General features: G+C 74.1%; 12 protein-coding genes. 6 read left to right on the top strand and 6 right to left on the bottom strand.

Going from position 1 to position 21,173, the window contains the following annotated elements:
* Both LWC35_RS02460 and LWC35_RS02455 read right to left on the bottom strand, forming a co-directional pair.
* Positions 1–1,314, bottom strand: coding sequence for an MFS transporter (locus LWC35_RS02460; protein ID WP_232868314.1), 1,314 nt, complete (start codon positions 1,312–1,314; stop codon positions 1–3).
* A gap of 65 nt (positions 1,315–1,379) precedes the next feature.
* Entirely contained in the window at positions 1,380–1,820 is a 441-nt protein-coding gene (locus LWC35_RS02455) for a MarR family winged helix-turn-helix transcriptional regulator (protein WP_232868206.1), read from the bottom strand.
* Positions 1,821–2,053: 233 nt separating this feature from the next.
* Between LWC35_RS02455 and LWC35_RS02450 the strand changes: the two genes are divergently transcribed.
* On the top strand, positions 2,054–3,517 hold the full coding sequence (locus LWC35_RS02450) for a hypothetical protein (protein WP_232868205.1): 1,464 nt from the start codon (positions 2,054–2,056) through the stop codon (positions 3,515–3,517).
* A 56-nt stretch (positions 3,518–3,573) separates the two neighbouring features.
* A complete protein-coding gene (locus LWC35_RS02445) occupies positions 3,574–5,574 on the top strand; it encodes a glycosyltransferase (protein WP_232868204.1) in 2,001 nt (666 codons plus the stop codon).
* Positions 5,575–5,619: 45 nt separating this feature from the next.
* Here LWC35_RS02445 and LWC35_RS02440 read toward each other — a convergent pair whose 3' ends face one another.
* Positions 5,620–7,542, bottom strand: coding sequence for a glycosyltransferase (locus LWC35_RS02440; protein ID WP_232868203.1), 1,923 nt, complete (start codon positions 7,540–7,542; stop codon positions 5,620–5,622).
* A gap of 111 nt (positions 7,543–7,653) precedes the next feature.
* Positions 7,654–10,557, bottom strand: a complete 2,904-nt coding sequence (locus tag LWC35_RS02435) for an arabinosyltransferase domain-containing protein (RefSeq protein ID WP_232868202.1) — start codon at positions 10,555–10,557, stop codon at positions 7,654–7,656.
* 182 nt (positions 10,558–10,739) lie between these two features.
* Between LWC35_RS02435 and LWC35_RS02430 the strand changes: the two genes are divergently transcribed.
* Positions 10,740–12,518, top strand: a complete 1,779-nt coding sequence (locus tag LWC35_RS02430) for an arabinofuranosyltransferase AftB family protein (protein ID WP_232868201.1) — start codon at positions 10,740–10,742, stop codon at positions 12,516–12,518.
* Here the strand turns inward: LWC35_RS02430 and LWC35_RS02425 are convergent, their stop codons facing one another.
* Complete coding sequence (locus tag LWC35_RS02425; RefSeq protein WP_232868200.1) at positions 12,519–15,710, bottom strand: arabinosyltransferase domain-containing protein; 3,192 nt, start codon at positions 15,708–15,710, stop codon at positions 12,519–12,521. It abuts the gene before it with no gap.
* A 205-nt stretch (positions 15,711–15,915) separates the two neighbouring features.
* On the opposite strand from LWC35_RS02425, the gene LWC35_RS02420 reads away from it, so the two are divergent.
* The 3 genes from LWC35_RS02420 to LWC35_RS02410 all read left to right on the top strand — a co-directional run bounded on the left by LWC35_RS02420 (position 15,916) and on the right by LWC35_RS02410 (position 20,398).
* Positions 15,916–18,081 (top strand): acyltransferase family protein, encoded by a 2,166-nt coding sequence (locus tag LWC35_RS02420; protein WP_232868199.1) that lies wholly within the window; start codon positions 15,916–15,918, stop codon positions 18,079–18,081.
* Positions 18,082–18,145: 64 nt separating this feature from the next.
* A complete protein-coding gene (locus LWC35_RS02415; RefSeq protein ID WP_232868198.1) occupies positions 18,146–18,805 on the top strand; it encodes a class I SAM-dependent methyltransferase in 660 nt (219 codons plus the stop codon).
* A 93-nt stretch (positions 18,806–18,898) separates the two neighbouring features.
* Entirely contained in the window at positions 18,899–20,398 is a 1,500-nt protein-coding gene (locus tag LWC35_RS02410; protein ID WP_232868197.1) for a hypothetical protein, read from the top strand.
* Between the two features lie 102 nt (positions 20,399–20,500).
* On the opposite strand, the gene LWC35_RS02405 is transcribed toward LWC35_RS02410, so the two are convergent.
* A complete protein-coding gene (locus LWC35_RS02405; protein WP_232868196.1) occupies positions 20,501–21,154 on the bottom strand; it encodes a nitroreductase family protein in 654 nt (217 codons plus the stop codon).
* Positions 21,155–21,173 lie beyond the last annotated feature (19 nt).

The following is a 21,173-nucleotide window of genomic DNA, read 5'->3' as shown; positions in this document are numbered from 1 at the left end:
TCAGTCCTTTCCGGTGGTCGCGCCGATCCGGCGCAGTGAGCGGTCGGCGAGGGTGACCGCGAGGAACGCACACGCCACGACCAGCAGGAATGCCGCGAGGTGGTGCAGGCCTGGCGTGTCGGCCCGGTCGGCGAGGAAGGCGCCGTTGCCGACCGAGGCGACGATCGCGCCGAGGTAGCCGAAGGTCCGCAGCAGGCCGGCCGAGGCGCCGGTCCGCTCGGGGTCGGCCTGGTGGTAGAGGGCGTTCTGGTTGGCCAGGCTGACCAGGCCCTGCGGGATCCCGACGAGGATCGCGAGGCCGACGATCAGCCAGAGCGGCGTGGCGCCACCGAAGGTCAGCAGCGCCGCACAGGCCAGGACCTGCGCCGCGGCCCCGACCAGCAGCTTGCCGCGCACCTCGGGTCGCCGGCCGGTGAGCGCGGAGACCGCGACGGCCGTGACGGACATCGGCAGCAGCATCAGCCCGGCGACCGAGGCCGACAGCCCGCGGCCCTCCTCGAGCCACTGGGTGTAGCCGTAGAGGAAGGCGTAGGCGACGACGTAGCTCAGCAGCGTCCGCCCGTACGTCGCGAGCAGCGGGCCGTTGCCGCCGAAGATGCGCAGGTCGAGGAACGGATCGGCGGTCCGGAGCTCGCGCGCGGCGAACCCCGCTCCGGCCGCGACCGCGACCGGCAGGAGCCACCAGCGCGCCGGCTCCATGAGGAACAGGAGCACAGCGACGAGCGTGGCCGCGAACAGCACGATCCCCGCCACGTCGATCCGGGGCGCCGGTCCCGTCCGCGGGGTGCGGGGCAGGCGCCTCGCCCCCAGGACGAAGGCCACGACCGCAAGCGGAACGTTCACGGCGAACACCGCCCGCCAACCGCCCGCGCCGATCAGCAGCCCGCCCAGTGTCGGCCCGACGACCGAGATCGTCTGGGTGGAGACGGACAGCACGGTGAGGATGCCGGCCGGGCTCGCCAGCCCGGTGCGCCGGGACTCGCTGCGGATCAGGTACATCGCGGCCGGGTAGCCGGCGCAGGTCCCGAACCCGAGCAGCACCCGGGCCAGCACCAGCACCCAGAGCTGCGGCGAGAGCGCGCCGAGCAGCCCGGCGAGCCCGACGAGCGTGGTCCCGGCGAGGAACAGCGGCCGCGGCCCGTAGGTGTCGACCAGCCTGCCGACGACGGGCTGGCCGATCGCCGTCGCGAGGTAGAGCCCGGAGACCAGCCACGCCGTCTGGGCCGGGGGCGCGCCGAACGCGATCCCGATCGGCACCAACGCGACCGCGACCATCGACGAGTTGATCGGGTTGAGGACCGCGCCGAGGATCATCGGGGTGATCAGCCGGCGGTCGAAGGCCCCGTCGTCGCGCCGGCGCAGCCGTTCGACCAGGGCACTCACCGTTCCACCAGCCTCTCCAGGAGGGCTGCCGCCTCGATCAGCGTCTGCCGCTCCCGCTCCGTGAAGTCCTCCTGCAGGCGCCGGGCGAGCCATTCGACGCGCGCCGCCCGGTCGCCGGCCGCGCGCTCGCGCCCCGCGGCCGACAGTGTGATCAGCTGCCGGCGCCCGTCCTCGGGGTCGGGGCGGCGCTCGATGAGTCCGTGCCCGTCGAGCGCGGCGAGGATGGTGGCCATCGACTGCGGCCGGACGCCCTCGGCGGCGGCGAGCACGCTCGCGGACGAGTCCCCCTCCTTGGCGAGCCGGGTGAACACGGCCGTCTGCGACGGCGTCAGCCCCGCACCCTCGGACGCGACCTCGCGCAGCCTCCGGCGCAGCCGTCCGACGACGGTCCGCACGTCCTGCGAGGCCCGCAGTGCCGACTCCGAGATCTCGTCCATGTCGTCGACGGTAGAACTCGACAGCCGAAACTGTCCAGTTTGAGCTGTGTAGTTGTGACTGACGAGTCAGGTCGCGCCGGGTTCGTCCCGGTCCGCCGGCCGGTCGTCGATCGTCAGCGGCCGTTGCCCGACGACGGCCGCTCGGCCGCGCGGGCACCGGCCGAGATCCGTACGGTCGTTCGTATGGCGGTTCATCGGACGTCCACCCGCCGTCGACCGAGCGGTCACCCGCGGTGAGCGCGGCGCGGCTGCGGGCCCTGCGCGCGTTGCCCCGCCGTGCCCGGGCGCAGTTCCGGCGGCTGCGGGAGCTGCCGGTGCAGATGCGGGAGCTCGACCGGCACCTGTCCGCGATCGACGCGGAGCTGCACCGCACCCTCGAGGAGCTGGGCGCGGTCCGGTCGCGGCTCGACGAGGTCGGCTCGACGGTCGAGGGGGCTCCCGACCGCCACGCGGAGCTGCGCGACTCCATCCACCTGGTCGCCCGCCGCGCGGCCCTGCGCCGCACCCCGATCCGGGTGCTGTTCCTCGCGCACGTCCTCGGTTCCTGGGACGCCACGCACCCGCTGGTCGAGGCGATGGAGGCCAGCGAGGACTTCGAGCCGGTGGTCGCGTCGATCCCGCGCCGGTTCCGCGGCTCCGCCGGCTTCTCCGGCGAGCAGGACGTGCACGATGGGCTCACCCGCCGCGGGGTGCCCCACCTCCGCCTCGCGGCCGACGGCGAGCAGGACCTGTTGCAGATGGTCAAGGCCATCGAGCCGGACGTCATCTTCCGGCAGTCCCAGTGGGACGCCGACGTGCCGGAGGAGTTCGCGACCGAGCGCCTCGGCTTCGCCCGGACCTGCCTGGTCCCCTACGAGACGATGAACATCGTCCACAACGTGCCGGACCCGCGCACGCCCAACACGGCCGTCGACGCGCCGTTCCACCGGTCCGCCTGGCTGGTGTTCTGCGCCAACGACCTGATGCTGCAGACGGCGGTCCGCGACGGCGCCCGGGCGGGCGCGCAGTTCCGGGTCGTCGGGCACCCCAAGGCGGACCAGCTACGGGCCGCCTCGCCGCAGTGGCCGCTGTCGGGGGACGGGCCGGGCCGTCCGGGGCGGGTCGTCTGGTCGGCCCACCACACGATCGCGCGGGGCTGGACGGACTTCGGTGCCTTCCATCTCATGCAGGCGGAGATGCTGGAGTGGGCCGCCGGCAGCCCCGGGACCGAGTTCGTGTTCATGCCGCACCCGGCCCTGCTGCCCCTCCCCGACGCGGCCGAGTCCCCGATCAGCCGAACCGAGTTCGACGACTGGATGCGGGCGTGGTCGTCCCTGCCCAACACCGCGGTGCTGTCGGAGACGGAGTACGGCCCGACGCTGGCCGCGTCCGACCTCATGCTCACGGACGGGCTGTCGATGCTGGTCGAGTACCAGCTGTTCGGGAAGCCGCTGCTGTTCCTGGAGCGCGAGGGCCATCGCCCGTTCAACGAGATCGGCCGCCGGGTCGTGCGCGGGGTGCACACGGTGCACGCCGTCGACGAGGCGCGCCGGCTGGCGGACAAGTTCCTCTCGGGCCACCCCGATCCGTTGTCCCGCGTCCAGCGGCGGAACGTGGACGAGCTCTTCGGCGCGGGAAACAGCGCCCAGCGGGTCCTGGCCGTGCTCCGCGAGGAGATCGCCAGGGAGGCGGCCGGTACCCGGTCGTCGGCGTCGTGACGCGGCGTGGCTACCCTCGCCGGTGCCCCCGCCGGTAGCGAGACACCGAGGACCGAGTGACGACCACTGTGCCCACGACCACCTCGGCTGAGAAGCCCGCCTCCGTGCCCTCGCGCGGGGGGACCGCCGACACGCTGTTGCAGCGTGTCATCCTGCCCCGCCCGGCCGACCCGCTGGCGGTGCGCGCGCTCTACGTCGACGAGCGGACCGGCACCGCGCTGGCGCCGACCGACCCCGCGCCGGGCTCGCAGGAGAAGCCGATGACGCTCACCGTCTCGGCGAGCACCGGGCGGGCGCTGCGCGTCACCTCCCGGACCTCGGCCGTGCTGCCGGCGCAGAGCGAGGTGTCCTTCGGGGCGTACTTCAACGGCTTCGCCGCGGGCTACTGGCGGGCCTGGTCGACCCTCACCGACATCCGGCTGCGGCTGGCGCTGGAGGGGTCGGGCCGGGTCGACGTCTACCGGTCGAAGGCCGACGGCTCGCACATCTACGTCATCGGGCAGCGCGTCGAGGGCCGGCAGGAGCTGGAGCTGGCACTGGACCTGCGTCCCTTCGAGGACGGCGGCTGGTACTGGTTCGACCTCACCACGGACGACGGCGAGCTCGTCCTGCACGAGGGCGGCTGGCACGCGCCGACCGCGGCCCCGGGCCGCGCGGCCGTGACCATCGGCATGCCGACCTTCAACCGGCCGGCGGACTGCGTCGCGACCCTCACGGCGATCGGCGAGGACCCGGCCGTGCTCGCGGCCGTGACCGCGGTGATCCTGCCCGACCAGGGCACGCAGAAGGTCCGCGACCAGGCCGGCTACGAGCAGGCCGCGGCCGTGCTCGGCGAGCGGCTGCGGATCGTCGACCAGCCGAACCTCGGCGGGTCGGGCGGTTATGCGCGGGTCATGTACGAGGCGCTCGGGTCGACCGACTGCGAGCAGATCCTCTTCATGGACGACGACATCCTGCTCGAGCCGGACTCGATCCTGCGGGCCGTCGCCTTCTCCCGGTTCTCCCGCGAGCCGATGCTGGTCGGCGGGCAGATGCTGTCCCTGCAGGCGCGTTCGCAGCTGTCGACCATGGGCGAGGTCGTCGACCGCAACCAGTTCCTGTGGCGGGTCGCGCCGGACACCCACCCCCACCACGACCTGGCCGAGCAGACGCTGCGCCGGACCCCGTGGCTGCACCGCCGCGTCGACGTCGACTACAACGCCTGGTGGATGTGCCTGATCCCGCGTGTCGTCGCCGAGGACCTGGGCCTGCCGCTCCCGCTGTTCATCAAGTGGGACGACGCGGAGTACGGCCTGCGTGCCCGCGGCCGCGGCTACCGCACGGCGACCGTGCCGGGCATCGCGATCTGGCACATGTCCTTCATCGAGAAGGACGACTCCAGCGACTGGCAGGCGTACTTCCACTACCGCAACCGGTACGTCGCCGCCGCGCTGCACGGCCCGGACTCGCCGAAGGCGCTGCTCCAGGAGTCGTTCAAGCGCACCCTGCGGCACCTGATGCTGATGGAGTACTCGGCCGTCGCGCTGCAGATCAAGGGACTGAAGGACTTCCTCGCGGGCCCGGAGGCGCTGTTCGCGAAGCTCCCGGTGGTGCTCGGCGAGATCCGGGCCGAGCGCGCGGAGTACGACGACGGTCGCCCCCTGCAGTCCGCGACCGAGGTGCCGCTGTCGCGCCTCGACGCGCTCGGCGCCCAGCTGTTCCCGGAGCCGCCGGTCGGCAAGGTCAAGGTCGGCCTCGGCCTCGCGAAGGGGGTGCTGCGCAACCTCAAGTCGCCGAACCCGGCGCACGGCGAGGTGCCGCAGCGCAACGTGCCGTGGAAGCAGGCCCAGTGGTTCGTGCTGGCCGGGCTCGACTCCGCCACCGTGTCGACGCCCGACGGCCGTGGGGTGACCTTCCGGCGGCGGGACCCCGAGCTGTTCCGGCGGATGGTGAAGGAGTCCTTCGAGCTCCACCGCGAGGTCGCCCGCCGCTGGCCGCTGCTGCGCACCCGCTACACGGACGCGCTGGCCTGGCTGACCAGCGGGCAGACGTGGTCCGAGGAGATCTTCGACAAGTAGGACGCGGGTCCCGGCCGCCCCGGCGAGGGGCGGCCGGAACCCCGATCAGTCCGCCTTCTCCTCGAGCCCGTAGAGCCGGGCCCAGTTCTCCCGGCTCGTCAGCTCCGGCACCGCGGCACGGTAGCGCTCGGCCACGCCCGGGCCCTCGGTGTGCAGCCGGCGCATCGCCTGCAGGCCGCGTCGGGCCAGCGCGATCAGCTTCGCCTTGTCCCGCTGCCGGATGCGGACACCCTGCTCGCCCATGTCCGTGACGACGGCGCGCTCGAACAGTCCGACGTGCCACCAGTGCGCGTCGCCGGCGGGGATGAAGCCCATCGGGTACGGCGCCTTGCCGAGCAGCTGGTAGACGACCCGCTTGACCCAGGTCAGGCTCTCGTTGCTGGGCTCGCCGCCGGCTCGTTGCACGGTGAGGGCCCGGAAGTCCTCGGGCAGGTCGGTGAGCTTGTGGACCGTCGTCTCGGGGTAGTCCGCGCGGACCCGGCGGATCCGGGCCGCGGAGCCCACCGAGCCGTCGCGCAGGATCTCCGGGCCGTCGAGGAAGTCCTCCACGGCCTGCAGCAACGTGGCCGACAGCCCGTAGTGCATGCCGATCAGGTACACCGACAGCAGGTGCCGGACCCGGGCGACGATCGTCTTCGTGGAGAAGCCGGTGTGCAACGCCGCCATGATCAACCCGTTGCGCAGGTTGAAGTAGCGGTGCCACTCGTCCCAGTCCTTCCAGCCGAAGTCGCCGTGCCACACGCCGGCGCCGGGAAGGGAGACGGTGGGGAAGCCGGCGGCGCGGGCGCGGTAGCCGAACTCGACGTCGTCCCACTGGAAGAAGATCGGCAGCGGATAGCCGATCCGGCGGACGATCTCCGCCGGGATCAGGCAGGACCACCAGCCGTTGTACTCGGTGTCGGTGCTCCGCTCCTGGTTGATCGGCAGCAGCCGCTCGTCCAGGCCGAGGAGGTAGGCCTCCTTCAGCGAGCCGGGCGTGGCCAGACCGTTGATCAGATTCTCGGGATCGGCCCGCTCCCCGGAGATGTGCAGGTGCGCCGGGTGCAGCAGGTTCAGCATCTGCCCGCCGACGATCGTCGGCTGCGGTGTGCAGGCCGCGAACGAGGTCAGCCGGATCAGCAGTTCCGGCTCGAGCATCACGTCGTCGTCCATGAGCAGGACGTCGTGGTCCTCCTCCGGCGCCCCGGCGGTGGCCTCGTAGAGCCCACGGGTGAACCCGCCGGCGCCGCCGAGGTTGGGCTGGCGGAGGTAGACGAGCCGGTCGCCGAGCGCCTTCGAGACGGCCGCGAAGCGGTCCCGCGACTCCAACGGGTCGCTGCCCTGGTCGACCACCCGGACCACGCCGATGACCGCGAGGGCCTCGGGGTCGTCCGCGAGCGCCTGCATCGTGTCGAGGCACTCCTCGACCCGGTTGTACGTGCAGATCACGATGTCGGTCGGCGGCACCGCGCGCGGGGACAGCACGCTCCAGCGCACCTCCGACACGGTGAGCTCGCCGGTCTCGGTCGTGATCTCCAGCCACATGCCGCCGCCGTCGAGGAAGCGGTCGATCGGCGCCGACAGCCGGATCTCGCACGTCTCGGGCCCGGCCGCGGTGCCGACCTCGACCGCGTCGACGATCCGGGAGACCTTGTTGGTGTCCGAGGCGAACAGCCGGACCCGGCCCTCGCCGGCGGCGACCGCCGTGACCTCCACCCGGTCGACCGCGGTCCAGCGCTGCCAGTAGGTGGCGTGGAGCCGGCCGAAGTAGGTGTTGGTGCCGACCCGGGTGCCCGGGAGGAGGTGGACCCGCCCGCGTTCGCGGCGCGCCACGCCCTTCTCCACGACCGAGTAGAGGTCCTCGGGGGCCAGCGCGGACGGCCCGAAGAAGAGCCCGCGCTGCACGGTCAGCCGCACCGGGCCTTCCGCGCGACGCTCCGGGGACGCCGGGTCGGCCAGGGGTTCGTCCGGCGTCTCTGTGCGAAGCATGGGTGCGGCTCAGTCCTCCGGTGCGGGGTCGGACCGGCCGGGGCCGGGCCGAGGGGCGTCGGTGAGCCCCATTGTGAGGTATGACGTGCGTCGCAGGTGGGCGGGCGCGCCTCAGCCGACGGGATCGAGACCGGGGACACGGGTGCGCCCCGTGTGCACCCAGCCGCCGACAGTGCGATCGGTGACCTGCGGCGTCGCGGTGGCGAGCGGCCGGACGGGGACCCAGCGGTAGACCTGGGCGGCGTCGCGGGTCGGGTCGCCGGCGAGATAGGTCGCCATCCGCTCCTCGATCACGAGGGTCCGGGCTGCGGCGAACGGTCCTCCGTAGCTCGGCGCGTACGTGATCCCGGCGGAGTCGTCGCTCTGCGGCGGCGCGACCCGCCACTGCGGCAGGGCGGTGGTGCCGAGGGGCAGCGGCGCAGGCGTCAGGCACGGGAACACGAAGGCGACGGGCCAGTCGAGGATCGCCTCGGTCCCGGCCGGGAGGACCTGGTCCATCGGCGTGAGGCGCGGGACCCGGGGCAGGGTCGCGACGGCGGGGGTGTCGGCCGGCTCCCGCACGTCGACGACGAGCCGGACCCGCGTCGCGCCCTCGGGTGCGAGCAGCCGGACGTCGCGCGGGGTCTCGCCGTCTGGTCGAAGTGCTGTGCGGGCGAGGGGCTCGCCGTCGTCGCCGGCGAACTCGGCGGCCAGCGTGTCGCCGGGGCGCAGCGCGCCCGCGACCGTCACGACGACCGGCAGCGCGCGCGACCGCTGGACGAGGTCGAGGGCGAACCAGGCGGTGGTGCCGGAGCCGAGCGCGCGGATCCCCGGCAGTTCGGTGCCGCCCGCGTCGACGGGCTCCGGCGGGAGGTCCGACGGACCGGGGAGGGCGGGAAGCAGCCCCGCCGCCGGGTCGGTCTCCACGGAGAGCCGTTCCTGCAGCCCGCACGGGGCACCGCGAGCGGTGGACACCGCGTCGGACAGGAGGGTGTAGCTGTCCCGGTGCTGCCAGCCGGTGCGCGCGAAGGACCCGACCTGCAGCAGCACCACCGCCACGAGCAGCACGGTCGTGACGGCGGCCGGGCTCGGCAGCCACCGCGGCAGTCGCCCGGTGCGGCCGCCCGAACGTCGCCAGGCCAGCACCAGCAGGGCCGCGGCGACCAGCACGAGCCCCAGCACCAGCCAGACCGGCGCGAGCTCGACGCCCGCCACGACCGGCGGGAGCGTGCTCCAGGTCAGGCCCCACCAGTTCGAGACGAAGGGCCACACGTTCTGCCCGGCCAGGACCAGGGAGCCGGCGACGGCGAGCGCGCCGAGCGCGGCGAGCCACGGCGCCGTCCGGCCGGCCAGGGCGCGTCGCCCCACGGCCACGATCCCGACGAGCAGCACGGCCGCACCGATCCCGGCGAGGTCGCCGAAGTGCTGGGTCCACTTGGTCGGGGTGGCGGTCATCGACGCGAGCCCGAGCAGGAACACCACGGCGATCCGCCGCGTCGGCCCCGGCGGGATCCGGCGTCCGCATGCCGACAGCACGGCCCACAGCGCTGCGACGGCCGCGAGGAGCGTGAGCAGCACCGGCGCGCGCTTGGCCAGCGAACCCTGCATGTCGTCCTGCGTGAGCAGCAGGGCGTAGCGGCTGTACTCGTCGTACCAGGGCTGGCCGCCGCCGATCAGCGTCCGGACCCGGGTGGCCTCCAGCAGGGCAGCAAGGCTCTGGTCGGACACCATGAGGAACACCGCGGCGGCCGGGCCGGCGAGCAGGACGAGCACGAGCGACACCGGGCCGAGGCCACTGCGGCGCAGCGTCCGCAGCACCGGGACCAGGCCGGCGACGACGGGGGCGAACGCCATCAGTCCGCCGGGCGTCACCGCCGTCGTCACCCCCGCGACGAGCAGGGCCAGGACCAGCGGCGTCACCCGGCGCAGCGCGACCGCGCGCTCCACGCCGACGAAGGCCAGCACCGTCCCGACCGCGACCCACGGCTCGGGCCGCAGGCCCAGCGTGTAGGGCAGCCACCAGGCGAGGAAGGTCGGCGCGGAGAGCCAGGCGACCCCGCGGCCGGCGCGCGGCAGCAGCCGGGGCACCACGCAGCGGGACAGCAGCACCCAGGTCACCAGGCCCAGCAGGATCGACGGCAGCCGCATCCAGACCGTCGACGCGGAGACCTGGGACCAGGCGTAGTAGAGGTCGTAGAACCAGCTGAACGGCGCCTCGGGGGCGTTCAGCCACCGGTAGACGTTGCCGACGAACCCGCCGCTGCCGCGGTCGCGGACGATCCCGGCGATGTAGCCGTCGTCGACGGTCACCGGCCCGGACAGCCACCAGAGCGCGAGGGCCGCGGCCACGGCGAGGTCGGGGAGCCGGGGCCGCCACCAGCGGCGGGGCGCCACCCGGACCCGGCGCCGCCGCTCGCCCCGGGCCAGCACGACCACCATCGCGACCAGCGCCAGCACCCCGACGGCGGCGATCGCGGCCTTGAGCGCGGTGATCGAGGTCTGGAAGCGGGTGTCGGCGGTGAGCTGCAGGCGCAGCCCGGACGGGTCGGGGGCGTCGCTGAGGATCGCGGCGACGGCGGGCCGCAGGTCACCGGGGCGGGAGACGACCGGTGCGCCGTTGAGCAGCAGGGTCGTGGCCGAGGTGTCGCTGCGGAACTCGACGGTGCACGTCCCCGCCGGCAGGGGCAGGGGGTCGAGCTCGACACCGGCCGTGGTCACGCGCAGCGACCCGCCGGCCACCGCCATCCGCAGGCCGTCGAGCGGGGTCGCGCGGGGATCGGGCGCGGCGGGGGTGGTCGCGAGGAGCGTGCCCTCGCCGAGCGCGCGGGCGGTGTCGCACGTCGTCGAGGCCGTGAGCGCGACGGGCTGGTAGGGCATCAGCGGCAGCGCGGTCGGCACGGCCCCCGGGCCGCCCCAGTCGTACCGGACCTCGGGCTGGACCACCGGTGCGAACGGGAAGGCGACCGCGCAGACCAGCACGACGAGCCCGAGCAGGGCGGCGAGGACCCCGGGCCGCCGCGGCGGGGCGACGGGCACCGGTGGGTCCTCCCGCCTCGCGTCGGGGGCGGGGCGCGCGGGGGAGACCACCCGGACACAGTGCCAGCCCGGCCGCGACACGCCGCGTTCCGGGGCCGAAGGTCGGTCACGATTCGTGATCGATCCGCCAGAATGTCGCGGCCTGCCCGGGGGAAGGCTCGTTGAGTACGCGTACGCGAGTGATGAGGAGCAGGTCCATCGACACCGTCGCACCGGTCCAGCACGCCCCCGTCGGGCTCCCGCCCGTCCGCACCGACCGCCGGATCCGGCCCGGCCTGTGGAACGGCGCCGTCCTCGTCCTGCTGCTGGTCGTCTTCGCGGCGCTGGTCTGGAACCGCCGGTGGATGAGCGACGACGGCCTGATCGTGCTCCGCACCGTGCGCAACCTGCTGGCGGGTGACGGGCCGGTGTTCAACGCCGGCGAGCGGGTCGAGGCCAACACCTCGACCCTCTGGACCTCCCTCCTCGCGATCCCGGGCCTCGTGCCCGGGATCTCGCTCAACTGGACCGCCGTCGTCCTCGGGCTGCTGCTGTCCGTGGCCGGGGTCGGGTTCGCGGTCGACGCCGCCCGCCGGCTGCACCGGGCCCGCCTGATCCTGCCGGCCGGCGCACTGGTGGTGCTGGCGCTGCCGCCCTTCTGGGACTTCGGGACCTCGGGCCTGGAGACCGGGCTGATCACCGGCTGGCTCGGGCTGGGGTGGTGGCTGCTCGTCCGGCGGCTGCAGGTGCGCCGGGGCGGGGCGGCCGGGAGGGCAGGGTCGGCCGTGCCCCTCGCCGTCGTCGTCGGGCTGGCGCCGCTGGTGCGGCCGGACCTCGCGCTCGCCGGGATCGTGCTGGGCGCCGCGTTCGTGGTGCTGGAGTGGCGCCGGGGCGTGGTCCGGCTGCTCGGTCTTGCCGCCGTGGCGGCGGTGGTGCCGGTCGGCTACGAGATCTTCCGGATGGGCTACTACGGCCTGCTCGTGCCGTCGACGGCGCTGGCCAAGGAGGCGAGCGACTCCCGTTGGGACCAGGGCGGCTGGTACCTGCTGGACCTGCTGCAGACCTACGAGCTGTGGTTCGCGGGGGCCGGTGCGGCCCTCGTCGCGCTCGCGCTGCTGAGCCGGCGCGGCCGGACCGGCCCGGTCCCGTCCGGCACCCGGGGTGCGACGGCGGTGGTGGCACTCGCTCCGGTCGTCGCCGCGCTGCTGTTGGGCCTGTACGTCACGCGGGTCGGCGGTGACTTCATGCACGGCCGGATGCTGCTGCCCGCGCTGTTCTCGCTGCTCCTGCCGGTCATGGTCGTCCCCGCCACACGCTGGGCCCTGGTCCCGGTGCTCGGGACGCTGGTGTGGGCGGCGTTCTGCCTGACGTCGCTGCGCCCGGCCTACGGCGAGCACCTCGGCCCCCACTGGATCGCCAACGAGCGGCTCTACTACGTGCTGCTGCTCGGCAACCCCCACCCGGTCACGGCGGCGGACTACTCGACGCACCCGATGGTCGGCGAGGGCGCCGCACGGCTGGCCGCGGCGCCCGGGCCGTCGCTCGCGATCGTCGGCGGCGGGCAGTGGTACGTCTACCCGGCCGCCGGCGAGCGGAGCACGCTGGTCTGGCTCAACCTCGGCGTGGCCGGCGAGCTGGCGCCCCTCGACGTCCGGGTGCTCGACGGCGTCGGGCTGGTCAACCCGGTCGCCGGGCACGCCACCGGGGTGCCCGGCGGGCGGATCGGGCACGACAAGGACCTGCTGCCGGAGTGGTTCCTCGCCGACGCCGGCGTGCGCGGCGACACCGGCTTCGTCGGGCCGGCCTTCGTCGACGACGCCCGCCGCGCGCTGACCTGCCCGGCGACCCGCGAGATGCTGGCCTCCTACCGGGACCCGCTCACCGCCGACCGGTTCCGGCAGAACCTGATCGGGGCGGTCGAGCGGACGTCCTACCGGTACCCGCGGGACGCGGCGGCCGCCGCGTCCCGCTGCGGGGCCTGATCAGGGCCGGTCGAGCGGCGGGTCCGCCGGGGCCTCGCCCAGCTCGCCCACCTTCTGCCAGCCCCACGTCGTGCGGGTGCCCCGCTCGACGTCAGGGGCGCCCGGCGTCGGGGACCACGGCTCCAGCATCCGCAGCTGGCCCCAGTCGAAGTCCCACTGGCCCTGCAGGTAGGTCGGCAGCACCCGCTGGCGGGCCACGTGGTCGATCCAGCCCTGCGGGCCGCCGGTCGAGGGGAAGCCCCAGTTGTCGCCGACCTCGCGTTGCTGGGTGTCGGCCAGGATCCGGTAGCCCGGCATCTCGGCGACGCCGCGGTGCACCCCGAAGGGACGCAGGCACGGGCTGGGGAAGGCGGTCGGCCAGTCCGTGTAGCCGGCCATCCCCGCGGTCACGGTGGTGAGCGGGGTCAGCCGGGGGACCCGCGGCTCGGCCACGGCGATCCAGCCGTCCTGGCCGAGGGCCCGGTCCGTCGCGACGACCCGCACCGCGTCGGCGGTCGCGGCCGCCCCGTCGAGCGGCAGCCGGACGTCCCGCCAGCCCAGCCCGGACGCGGCGGTGCCGAGCGGGTCGGCCGTGGCGGTCACGGTGCCGGACGCGCCGTCCGGCTCGATCCGGTCGACGACCTGGCCCCCGCGCGCGAACTCCAGGGTCAGCGACGTGCCGCCGCCGACCTGCCCGGCGATGCCGAGGACCAGCGGGACGGAGCCGTCCCGCGCGGCCTGCGGCAGGGCGTACCAGCCGCTGCGGTAGTCGCCGATCGCCTGCGGGTCGGTGCTCCAGCTGCCGGACACCCGGCCGCCGTGCGGCCCGGTTCCGGTGATGCCCGGATCGTGGTTGCCGCGACCGTCGGTGTCGCGCAGCGAGCCGGGCCCGGACGGCGGGAGGCCGTCCGGGGTGAACCCGACGGCCTCCGGGGGGCCGCCCGGCCCGGTCGCCGGCGGGAGTACGCCCGCCTCGGGATCGGTCTCGACGAGCACCCGCCCGGCGAGCCCGCACCGCGACCCGGTCGGGTCCCCGACGATGTCCGCGGCCAGCGAGTAGGTGCCCCACTGCTTCTGCACGCCCTTGGCCAGCGACGCGATCTGGAAGACCACCATCAGCGCACAGATCACGGCGATCGGCGCGTTGTTCAGCCGCGGGCCGCGGCCGTCGGCCGCCAGAGGGCGCGGGATCGCGGGCCCGCGCAGGTGCTCGACCAGCGCGTAGAGCAGCGCGAGGGCCGCCGCGACCAGCAGCAGCGACGTGGCGGAGATCCCGTTCACCGACGGCGGCTTGTCGAACCACGGCACGCCCCAGTTCGAGACGTACCACCAGGTGTTCGGGCCGGCGAAGGCCAGCGCGGTCGTGCCGAGCAGCGCCGCGACCAGCAGCGCCTGGTTGCGCCTCGACCGCAGCACGCTGGTGCCGGTGGCCAGCGCGGCGATCGCCGCCATGCCCGCGCCGAGCGCGGCGAAGGCGCCGAAGTGGTGCGTCCACTTGGTCGGGGTGAACGCCAGCACGACGAAGGCGAGCAGGCTACTGCCGATCAGCCGCCGGGACACGCCCAGGGCGGCTCCCGGGATCCGTCCGCGGCGCAGCAGCACCGCGATGCTGACACCGAGCAGCAGCAGGAGCAGCAGCACCGGGAAGCGGCGCATGAGCGAGCCGTCCCGGCTGTCCGAGAACAGCAGCTGGTAGCGGGAGAGCTCCTGGTACCAGGGCTGGTTCGGGCCGATCTCGGTGCGGACGCGGGTGGCCTCGGCCACCGAGGCCCAGGTCTGGTCGTCGAACACCGCGACCAGCACGATCACGCCGGCGGCCAGCAGCGGCAGCAGCACCACCAGCCAGCCGGCCTTGCGGGCCCGTCCGGCGAGCAGCCGCAGCAGCGGGCGGGCCGCCGCGAGCAGCGGCGCGAAGGCGATGAGCCCGGTCGGCGTGGCCGCCACGGCGAAGGCACCGGAGACGAGGGCACCGGCGATCGGCAGCAGGCGCTGCGTGACCAGGGCGCGCTCGAGCAGCACGAGCGACAGCAGCGCGGCGATCACCACGACCGGCTCGGGGCGCAGGCCGTTGTCGAAGGGGATCCAGAAGCAGAGGAACACGCCGGCCGCGGCCCAGCCCGCCGAGCGGCTCCGGCGCACCCGGGTGCCGAGCCGGGGCAGCAGCGCGCGGCTGATCAGGAACCACGACGCGACGCCCATTGCGAAGGCCGGGATCCGCAGCCACAGGACCGCGTCGCTGACCTCGATCCACTTCGAGTACAGCTCGTAGAACCAGCCGAACGGCGCCTCCGGGACGTCGTACCAGCGGTAGTAGTTCCCGACGTAGCCCGAGGTCCAGGTGCCGCGGGCGATGTTGAGGATGTAGCCGTCGTCGGGCGTCATGCTGCCGAAGACGGTCGCGCCGCCCAGCAGCACGACGACCGCGGAGTCCCGGATCCAGTCGTGCCCGCGCAGCCGCCCGGACAGCCGGCCGGTGTGCACCAGGCGGCGGCCGTCGCGGTCGTCGAGCCGGCGGAGCACGAGCAGGCACCCGAGCAGGGCCGCGACGGCGAGCACCCCGGCCGCCACCTTGAGCCCGGACGGGGCGCTGTCGAAGCGGTTGTCGGTGGCGAACCGGACGTCCGTGCCGGCGACCGGGTCCAGGTTCCGGTCCAGGTCCGACCAGACGCCGACGACCTGCGGCCGGCGGTCGTCGTCGAACGCGGCGAGCTGCCGACCACCGACCGTGACGGCGGTGCTCGCCCAGTCGGAGTGGACGACGAGCGTGCAGTCGCCCGGGGCGAGGTCCGCCTCGGCGATCCGCTCGCCGCGGTCGTCGACGGCGAGCCGGCCGGCGTCGACGCTGACCCGCATGCCCACCGTGGCCCCGTCGGGGGCCCCGGGCGCGGTCGTCGTGAAGACCGTGGCCGCCTGCGGACTGCGCGCGTCGAGGCTGCGCACGGCGGGACAGGGGACGGTGGCGTCGAAGCTCTCGGGGCGCAGGGCGACGAGAGGGGCGGTCACGGGGGCGGTGCCGCCGTCGGCCGTCGGCCAGCTGAGCTGGGCGGTGTTCTGCGACACGGGCAGGAACGGGATCGCGATCGCCAGCACGGCCGACAGCAGGCCGAGTCCGGCGGCGAGCCGTCGCAGACCGGGACGGTGGTGTGGGGGAGCGGAGTCACGCCGGGGAGGGGAGCTGCGGCGTGCCTCGTCCACCGTGTCGGTGGTCAGCACGACGCCCGAGGCTAGCTCCCGCCCCGGCGCGTCGCTCGACCCGTCTCCACGGGTGATCCGGCACACTGTCGTCCGGCTGTCATCCGGTCCGGGCATCAAGAACTACATCCGTGTAGTTCCGCCACTGTGCGTAAGGCATTGGGCCGTTCGGGCGCAGTGTGGGGGACGCCCGTGACGGCTACTCGGGGGCATCGTTGTGGCCGATGTGACCACGACCGCCGAATACGCGACCGTGTCGGACGCCCCCTCCAGCACGGCGCCGAGCCCGGGGCCGGCCCCGGGTTCGCCCCTGGCCGGAGGCGGCGAGCTGCGGGCCCTGACCGGGCTGCGTGCCGTCGCCGCCGCGTGGGTCGTGCTGTTCCACTTCCACTTCACCGCGTTGCCGGGCGTCGCGCTCGTCAGCGGGCTGCTCGGCCCGTTGGTCACGCAGGGTGCCCTCGGTGTGGACCTCTTCTTCGTGCTCAGCGGCTTCGTGATCGCCTACACCTACCTCGAGCAGCTCGGGCCGCGGCTCTCCGCCGCGCGGACCGGCCGCTTCGTCTGGGCGCGGGCCTGCCGGATCTGGCCGGCGTACGCGCTGGTGTTCCACATGTTCGGGATCTGGCTGGTCGCCCGCGCCGTGTACGGGAGCGACCCCGACATCGCCTTCCAGGCGGTGCAGCCGGTGCTGAGCCCGGGCGAGTGGCTGCAGCAGATGGTCATGGTGCAGATGTGGGACAACCCGTACCTCGACGGCGCCTCGTGGGTCGGGTCCACCTGGTCGATCAGCGCCGAATGGCTCGCCTACCTGCTGTTCCCGCTGGTCGCGGTGATCTTCCACCGGATGCGCGACCTGCCGGTCGTCGTGCTGGCCGGCGGCGCCCTGGCGCTGATGACGCCGATCGCGGCGGCCTACCTGACCACCGGGAGCCCCTACTACCCGTGGAGCTGGGTCGTCCGCATCCTCTGCGGGTTCGGGGCCGGGATCCTGACCTACCTCGCCGTGCGCCGGCTGCGGCACCGCGCCGACGTCCGCCGCGCCGCCTCCGTGGTCGCCTCGGCCGTCCCGGTGCTGATCGCGGTCGGCCTGCTGGCCGGTGAGCGCCTCGGTCCCGGCCGGGGCGGCGCCGTCCTGGTGCTCTTCCCGGTGCTGGTCGGCGCCCTGGCGCTGGCCGACGGAGGCGTCCACGGCGGCGTCGCCCGGTGGCTCTCGCGGCCGGCGATGGTGCACGGCGGCCGGATCTCCTACGCGCTCTACCTGATCCACATCCCGATCTTCGAGGTCTTCTGGCTGGCCCTGCGCCGCTACGGCGGCTTCGGGGGCAGCTCCCTCCTCGCGCCCGACGGAGTGCTCGCGCACGTACTCGCGGTCGTCGTGCTGGTCGCGACCGTGCCCGCCGCCCACCTGCTGTTCCGGTACGTCGAGGAGCCGGCGCGCGCCGCGATGAAGGAGCAGCCGGCCGTGTGGCGGCGGCAGCTGGCCGACGTCCGGGACCGGCTGCCCGGGGCCCTCGCCCGTCTCGTTCCCGTCGTGCCGGCCGGGCCCGCGGTGGCGCTGGCCGGGCCCGTGGCGCCCGCGCCGCGCCGGGCGGGGGAGCAGGGCTGCGTGCGCGTCGGCGGGATGCCCGTCCCCCTCGTGCCCCCGGCCCGGACGGCATCGGACCCGCGGGCCGTCGAGCCCGCCCCCGTTCCCGCGGCACCCGACGGGCCGCGTTCCGCTCCCGCCGTCGATCCCGACCCGGAGGAGGCCGTCATGCCGTCCGTCCCGACCGACCCGCAACCGGCCGCCGCCGACGGTCCCGACACCCCGGTCGCGCCGCGTACCGCACCGCTGCCGGCCGTGCCCGCCGTCGACCGCCCCGGGCCGGGCGTGCCGATCGACACCGACGCGGCCCGGCGCGACCCCGTCACCGCGGTCCTGCCGGCGGTCGCGCTGGAGCCGGAGGTCGCGATCGGGCTGAGCGGAGCCGGCTCCTGGCCGGAACGGCCACGGCTACGTCCGCGCCCTGCACCCGCCCCCCGACCCACACCGGCGCCCGAGCCCGCCCAGCGTCCCGCGGCGCTCGGACCGATCGACACCACGGCGGCCCGGCGGGACCCGGCCGCCCGGGCGCTGCCGACCGTCGTCCCCATGGTGCTGGTCGAGCCGCCGACCCAGGTCTTCCCGGCGGTCGCGCCGCTGCCCGCGCAGCCGAGCCCCGTGCGCCGGCTCCTCGACGCCCGCAACGCCGACCTCCGGTCGCCGCACCCCGAGCTGGCCGAGGAGCTGGCGCACCAGCTCGTCGGCGCGCGGCTGGCCCGTGGCAAGCACCGGGTGAAGAACGCCCGCCCGCACGCTGCCCCGCACATCGCCGGCCAGCGTGGACCGGAGCGCCAGGGCCGCGCGCACTGACCGACCACCCGCGCGCCGGAGGGCGGCGGTCTGGACCCTGGTCGCCTGATGCCACGATGCACGGGTGCACGCCGAGCAGGTGACGGAGCCCGTCGATCGGGAGCGCGACCGTGCGCCGCTTCGCTGGTACGTGCGGCTCGTCCTGCGGTACGCAGGTCGCGGCCCGTACCTCGAGGCCGCCGGCGACGGCCGGCTGTTGCGCCGGCTCGCCGAGTACGGCCCTGCGTCTGGTGTCGCCTCGTCACCGGCAATAGCCGCACGGGTCAGGGCCGAGGCCCCCGGGTGTCCCGTCCTTCCCCTCGCCGAGGTCCCCAGCGGATCCTTCCGGTGCCTCGTCGCGATCAACGCACTCGGCCGGACCGACGATCCCGAGCGAGACCGGTCCGATGTCCGCGAGTGGCGGCGGGTGCTGGTCCCGGGCGGACGCGCGGTCGTCCTGGTTCCCGACGCCGCGGGCCGCGGCGCCCGGCTCGCCGGCGAGGTCGAGGCCGACGCCGGATCGTCCGGGCGGTCGCACGCAGACTGGCTCCGGCTCTTCGCCGACGCCGGCCTGTCCGTGCACCGGGAAGGGTCGGACGGCCTGAGCCGGGGTCCCTACGGTCGGATCCCCACCTGGCTCGATCCCCGCACCCTCCCGGCACGGGTCCAGCAGAGGTTCGGTTCCCTGTTCCTGAATCCCGGCGAGGGCGAGAACAGCGTCTTCGTCCTCGAGCGCCCGGGCTGATCGGCACGCCGTGTACTGGACGTTCAACGTCGACATTCGTCACACGATCGGGTTGCTGCATTCCGGGTCGCCCTAGACTTCACGGTCCGCGCTGTGTCCCCTGTGCAGATCGGCGAGGCCGTGACCTTGAAGGATCCTCCGGCTGTACCGGCCGGCTCGACGTTCCTGGTCCGGTCCGGTCGGCGTGCCGACGTCGGCGTCGCGCTCGGAGGAGCGGTGGCGGGTCTCCTGCTGTTCCTGCTTGCCCGTGACGCGCTCATCGACGACGCCTACATCACCCTCGACTACGCGAGGTCGCTCGCCCTGGACGGAGACTGGGCCCTCGAGCCCGGACACCTGGCCAACACAGCGACATCGCCCCTCAACGTCCTCCTGCTCGCCCTGGTCACAGTCGTGACCAGGACTCCGTTCGTCGCCGTCGCGGGGGTGCTGGCAGGGTCGCTGGCGGTTCTCGGTCTCGCCGTCTCGAACATCTGTGCGCGGTTGGGATGGCGCCGGTGGCCGGCCCTCCTTGCCCTGCTGATCGTGGTGGCGAACCCGCTGCTCGCTGCCACGGTCGGCATGGAGACCTACCTCGCGGTGGCTCTGATCGCGTGCCTCGGTTGGGCCGCCATTGCCGGTAGGCCCGGTATGGCGGGTCTGGTCATCGGGCTCCTGGTCCTCACTCGGCCCGACCTCCTGATGTTCGGCCTGGCCTCCGTCGCCGTCCCGTCACTCGCCCGGCGGCCGCATGTCCTTGCGGGAAGCGCGGTAGGGGTCGCGTTGCCGTGGTTCGCGATCAGTTGGTGGGGTCTGGGTTCCGCGTTGCCGGACACCGTGCTGTTGAAGGTCGGTGATCACTGGGGGCCCTGGACGTTCGTGAACGGGCTGCAGTTGTACTTCGGTGTCTACCCGACCGCCGTGGTCCTCTCGGTGGTACCCGCTGTGTGCGGCGCCGTGGCCGCCGCTGTCTGGGTCGTGCGCTGGCTTGCCAGGTTCGCCGTCGGCGGTGCGGCGCTGGCGATCGTGTGGGGAGCGGGCGCAGGCCTGCACGCTCTACTGTTCGTCGTCCTCGGCACGGCGCCCTACCACTGGTATTACGGACCGTCGATCGGATCACTGACGCTTCTCGGCGTGCTCAGTCTCGGCGCGGCGCCAACCGTGATGCGCATGATCGGTCTGCTGGCCGGGGCGGTCTGGCTGGTCGTCACCGTCGCGTTCCTGGTGCAGCGCCCGTGGTCGACGGCTCCGATCACCACCAACTGGGCGACGGCACAGCAGTATCGCGAGGCGGCTCGGCTGGTGCCCGAGGGTGTGGTCGTCCGCTCGCCGGGCGAGATCGGGACGCTGGCGTACTACTGCGACTGCACCGTCGTCGACGGGTTCTCCGATCGGGCGCTGATCAGCCCGTTGATCCAGCAGCGGATCGACCGCAGCGGCTGGCTCGGCAGACGTCTCCTCGAGATGAACTATGCGCGGTTGCGCATCGGGCCGCCCGTGGAACCCGCGCTGCAGTTCGTGGCCGCCCCGGACGGGGCCGGCGTGACCATCTCGACGCCATGGCGTCCTTCCGCGGTACTGCGGGTCGAGCCGGTAACGCCCGACCCGGCGTGACGGTCTTCGCGCTCGCACACCGGACTCGTCGTGCGTGGTCCTCTCGTCGTTGGAGTGCTCTGCGCGACGATGCTCCGACGCGTACAGGGACGAGCAATCTGCTCACCAGCCGTCCACGTGCAGCACCTCGTCGAGGGGCTGCCGCGGAGCCGGCTTGAAGTCGGTGCCCTTGGTGTAGGCGACGGGCAGCAGCACACCCTGCTTCACGGTCGACGGGATGCTCAGCGCCTCGGCGACCTCCTTCTCGTACCGGAGGTGCAGCGTCGTCCAGGCGCTGCCGAGCCCGCGCGCGCGCAGGGCGAGCTGAAGACTCCAGGCCGCGGGCAGGAGCGAACCCCACAGCCCGGCCTGGTTCCCGGCGGGCAGGTCCTCCGTGCCCGTCTCGATCGCCCCGATGACCAGCACCGGGACCTCGGCCATCACCTCGGCGAGGTACTCCGCGCTCGACGCGACGCGCTTCTGCGTGGCCTCCCGGTCGGCGTCCCCCGACGAGTCGTTGGCCGCGTAGCCCGCCGAGTTGCGGTACAGGTCGAAGGAGCGGGCGTAGTGCTCTGCCACGACCTTCCGCTTTGCCGGGTCGGTCACCACGATCCAGTGCCAGCCCTGCTTGTTGCTTCCGCTGGGGGCCTGGAGCGCGACCTCGAGCGATTCACGGATGACCTCGAGCGGCACCGGGCGTTCGAGGTCCAGGCGCTTGCGAACCGAGCGCGTGGTGGTCAGCAGTTGGTCGGGGTCAAGCGGGAGCAGCTCTGCCATCCCCCGACTCTAGATCGCT

Origin of the sequence: Pseudonocardia kujensis, from assembly GCF_021283305.1 — a bacterium.
In the GTDB taxonomy this organism is placed as follows: Bacteria; Actinomycetota; Actinomycetes; order Mycobacteriales; family Pseudonocardiaceae; genus Pseudonocardia; species Pseudonocardia kujensis.
Note: the sequence above shows the minus strand (reverse complement) of the source record. Positions and strands in the feature narration are given on the sequence as shown.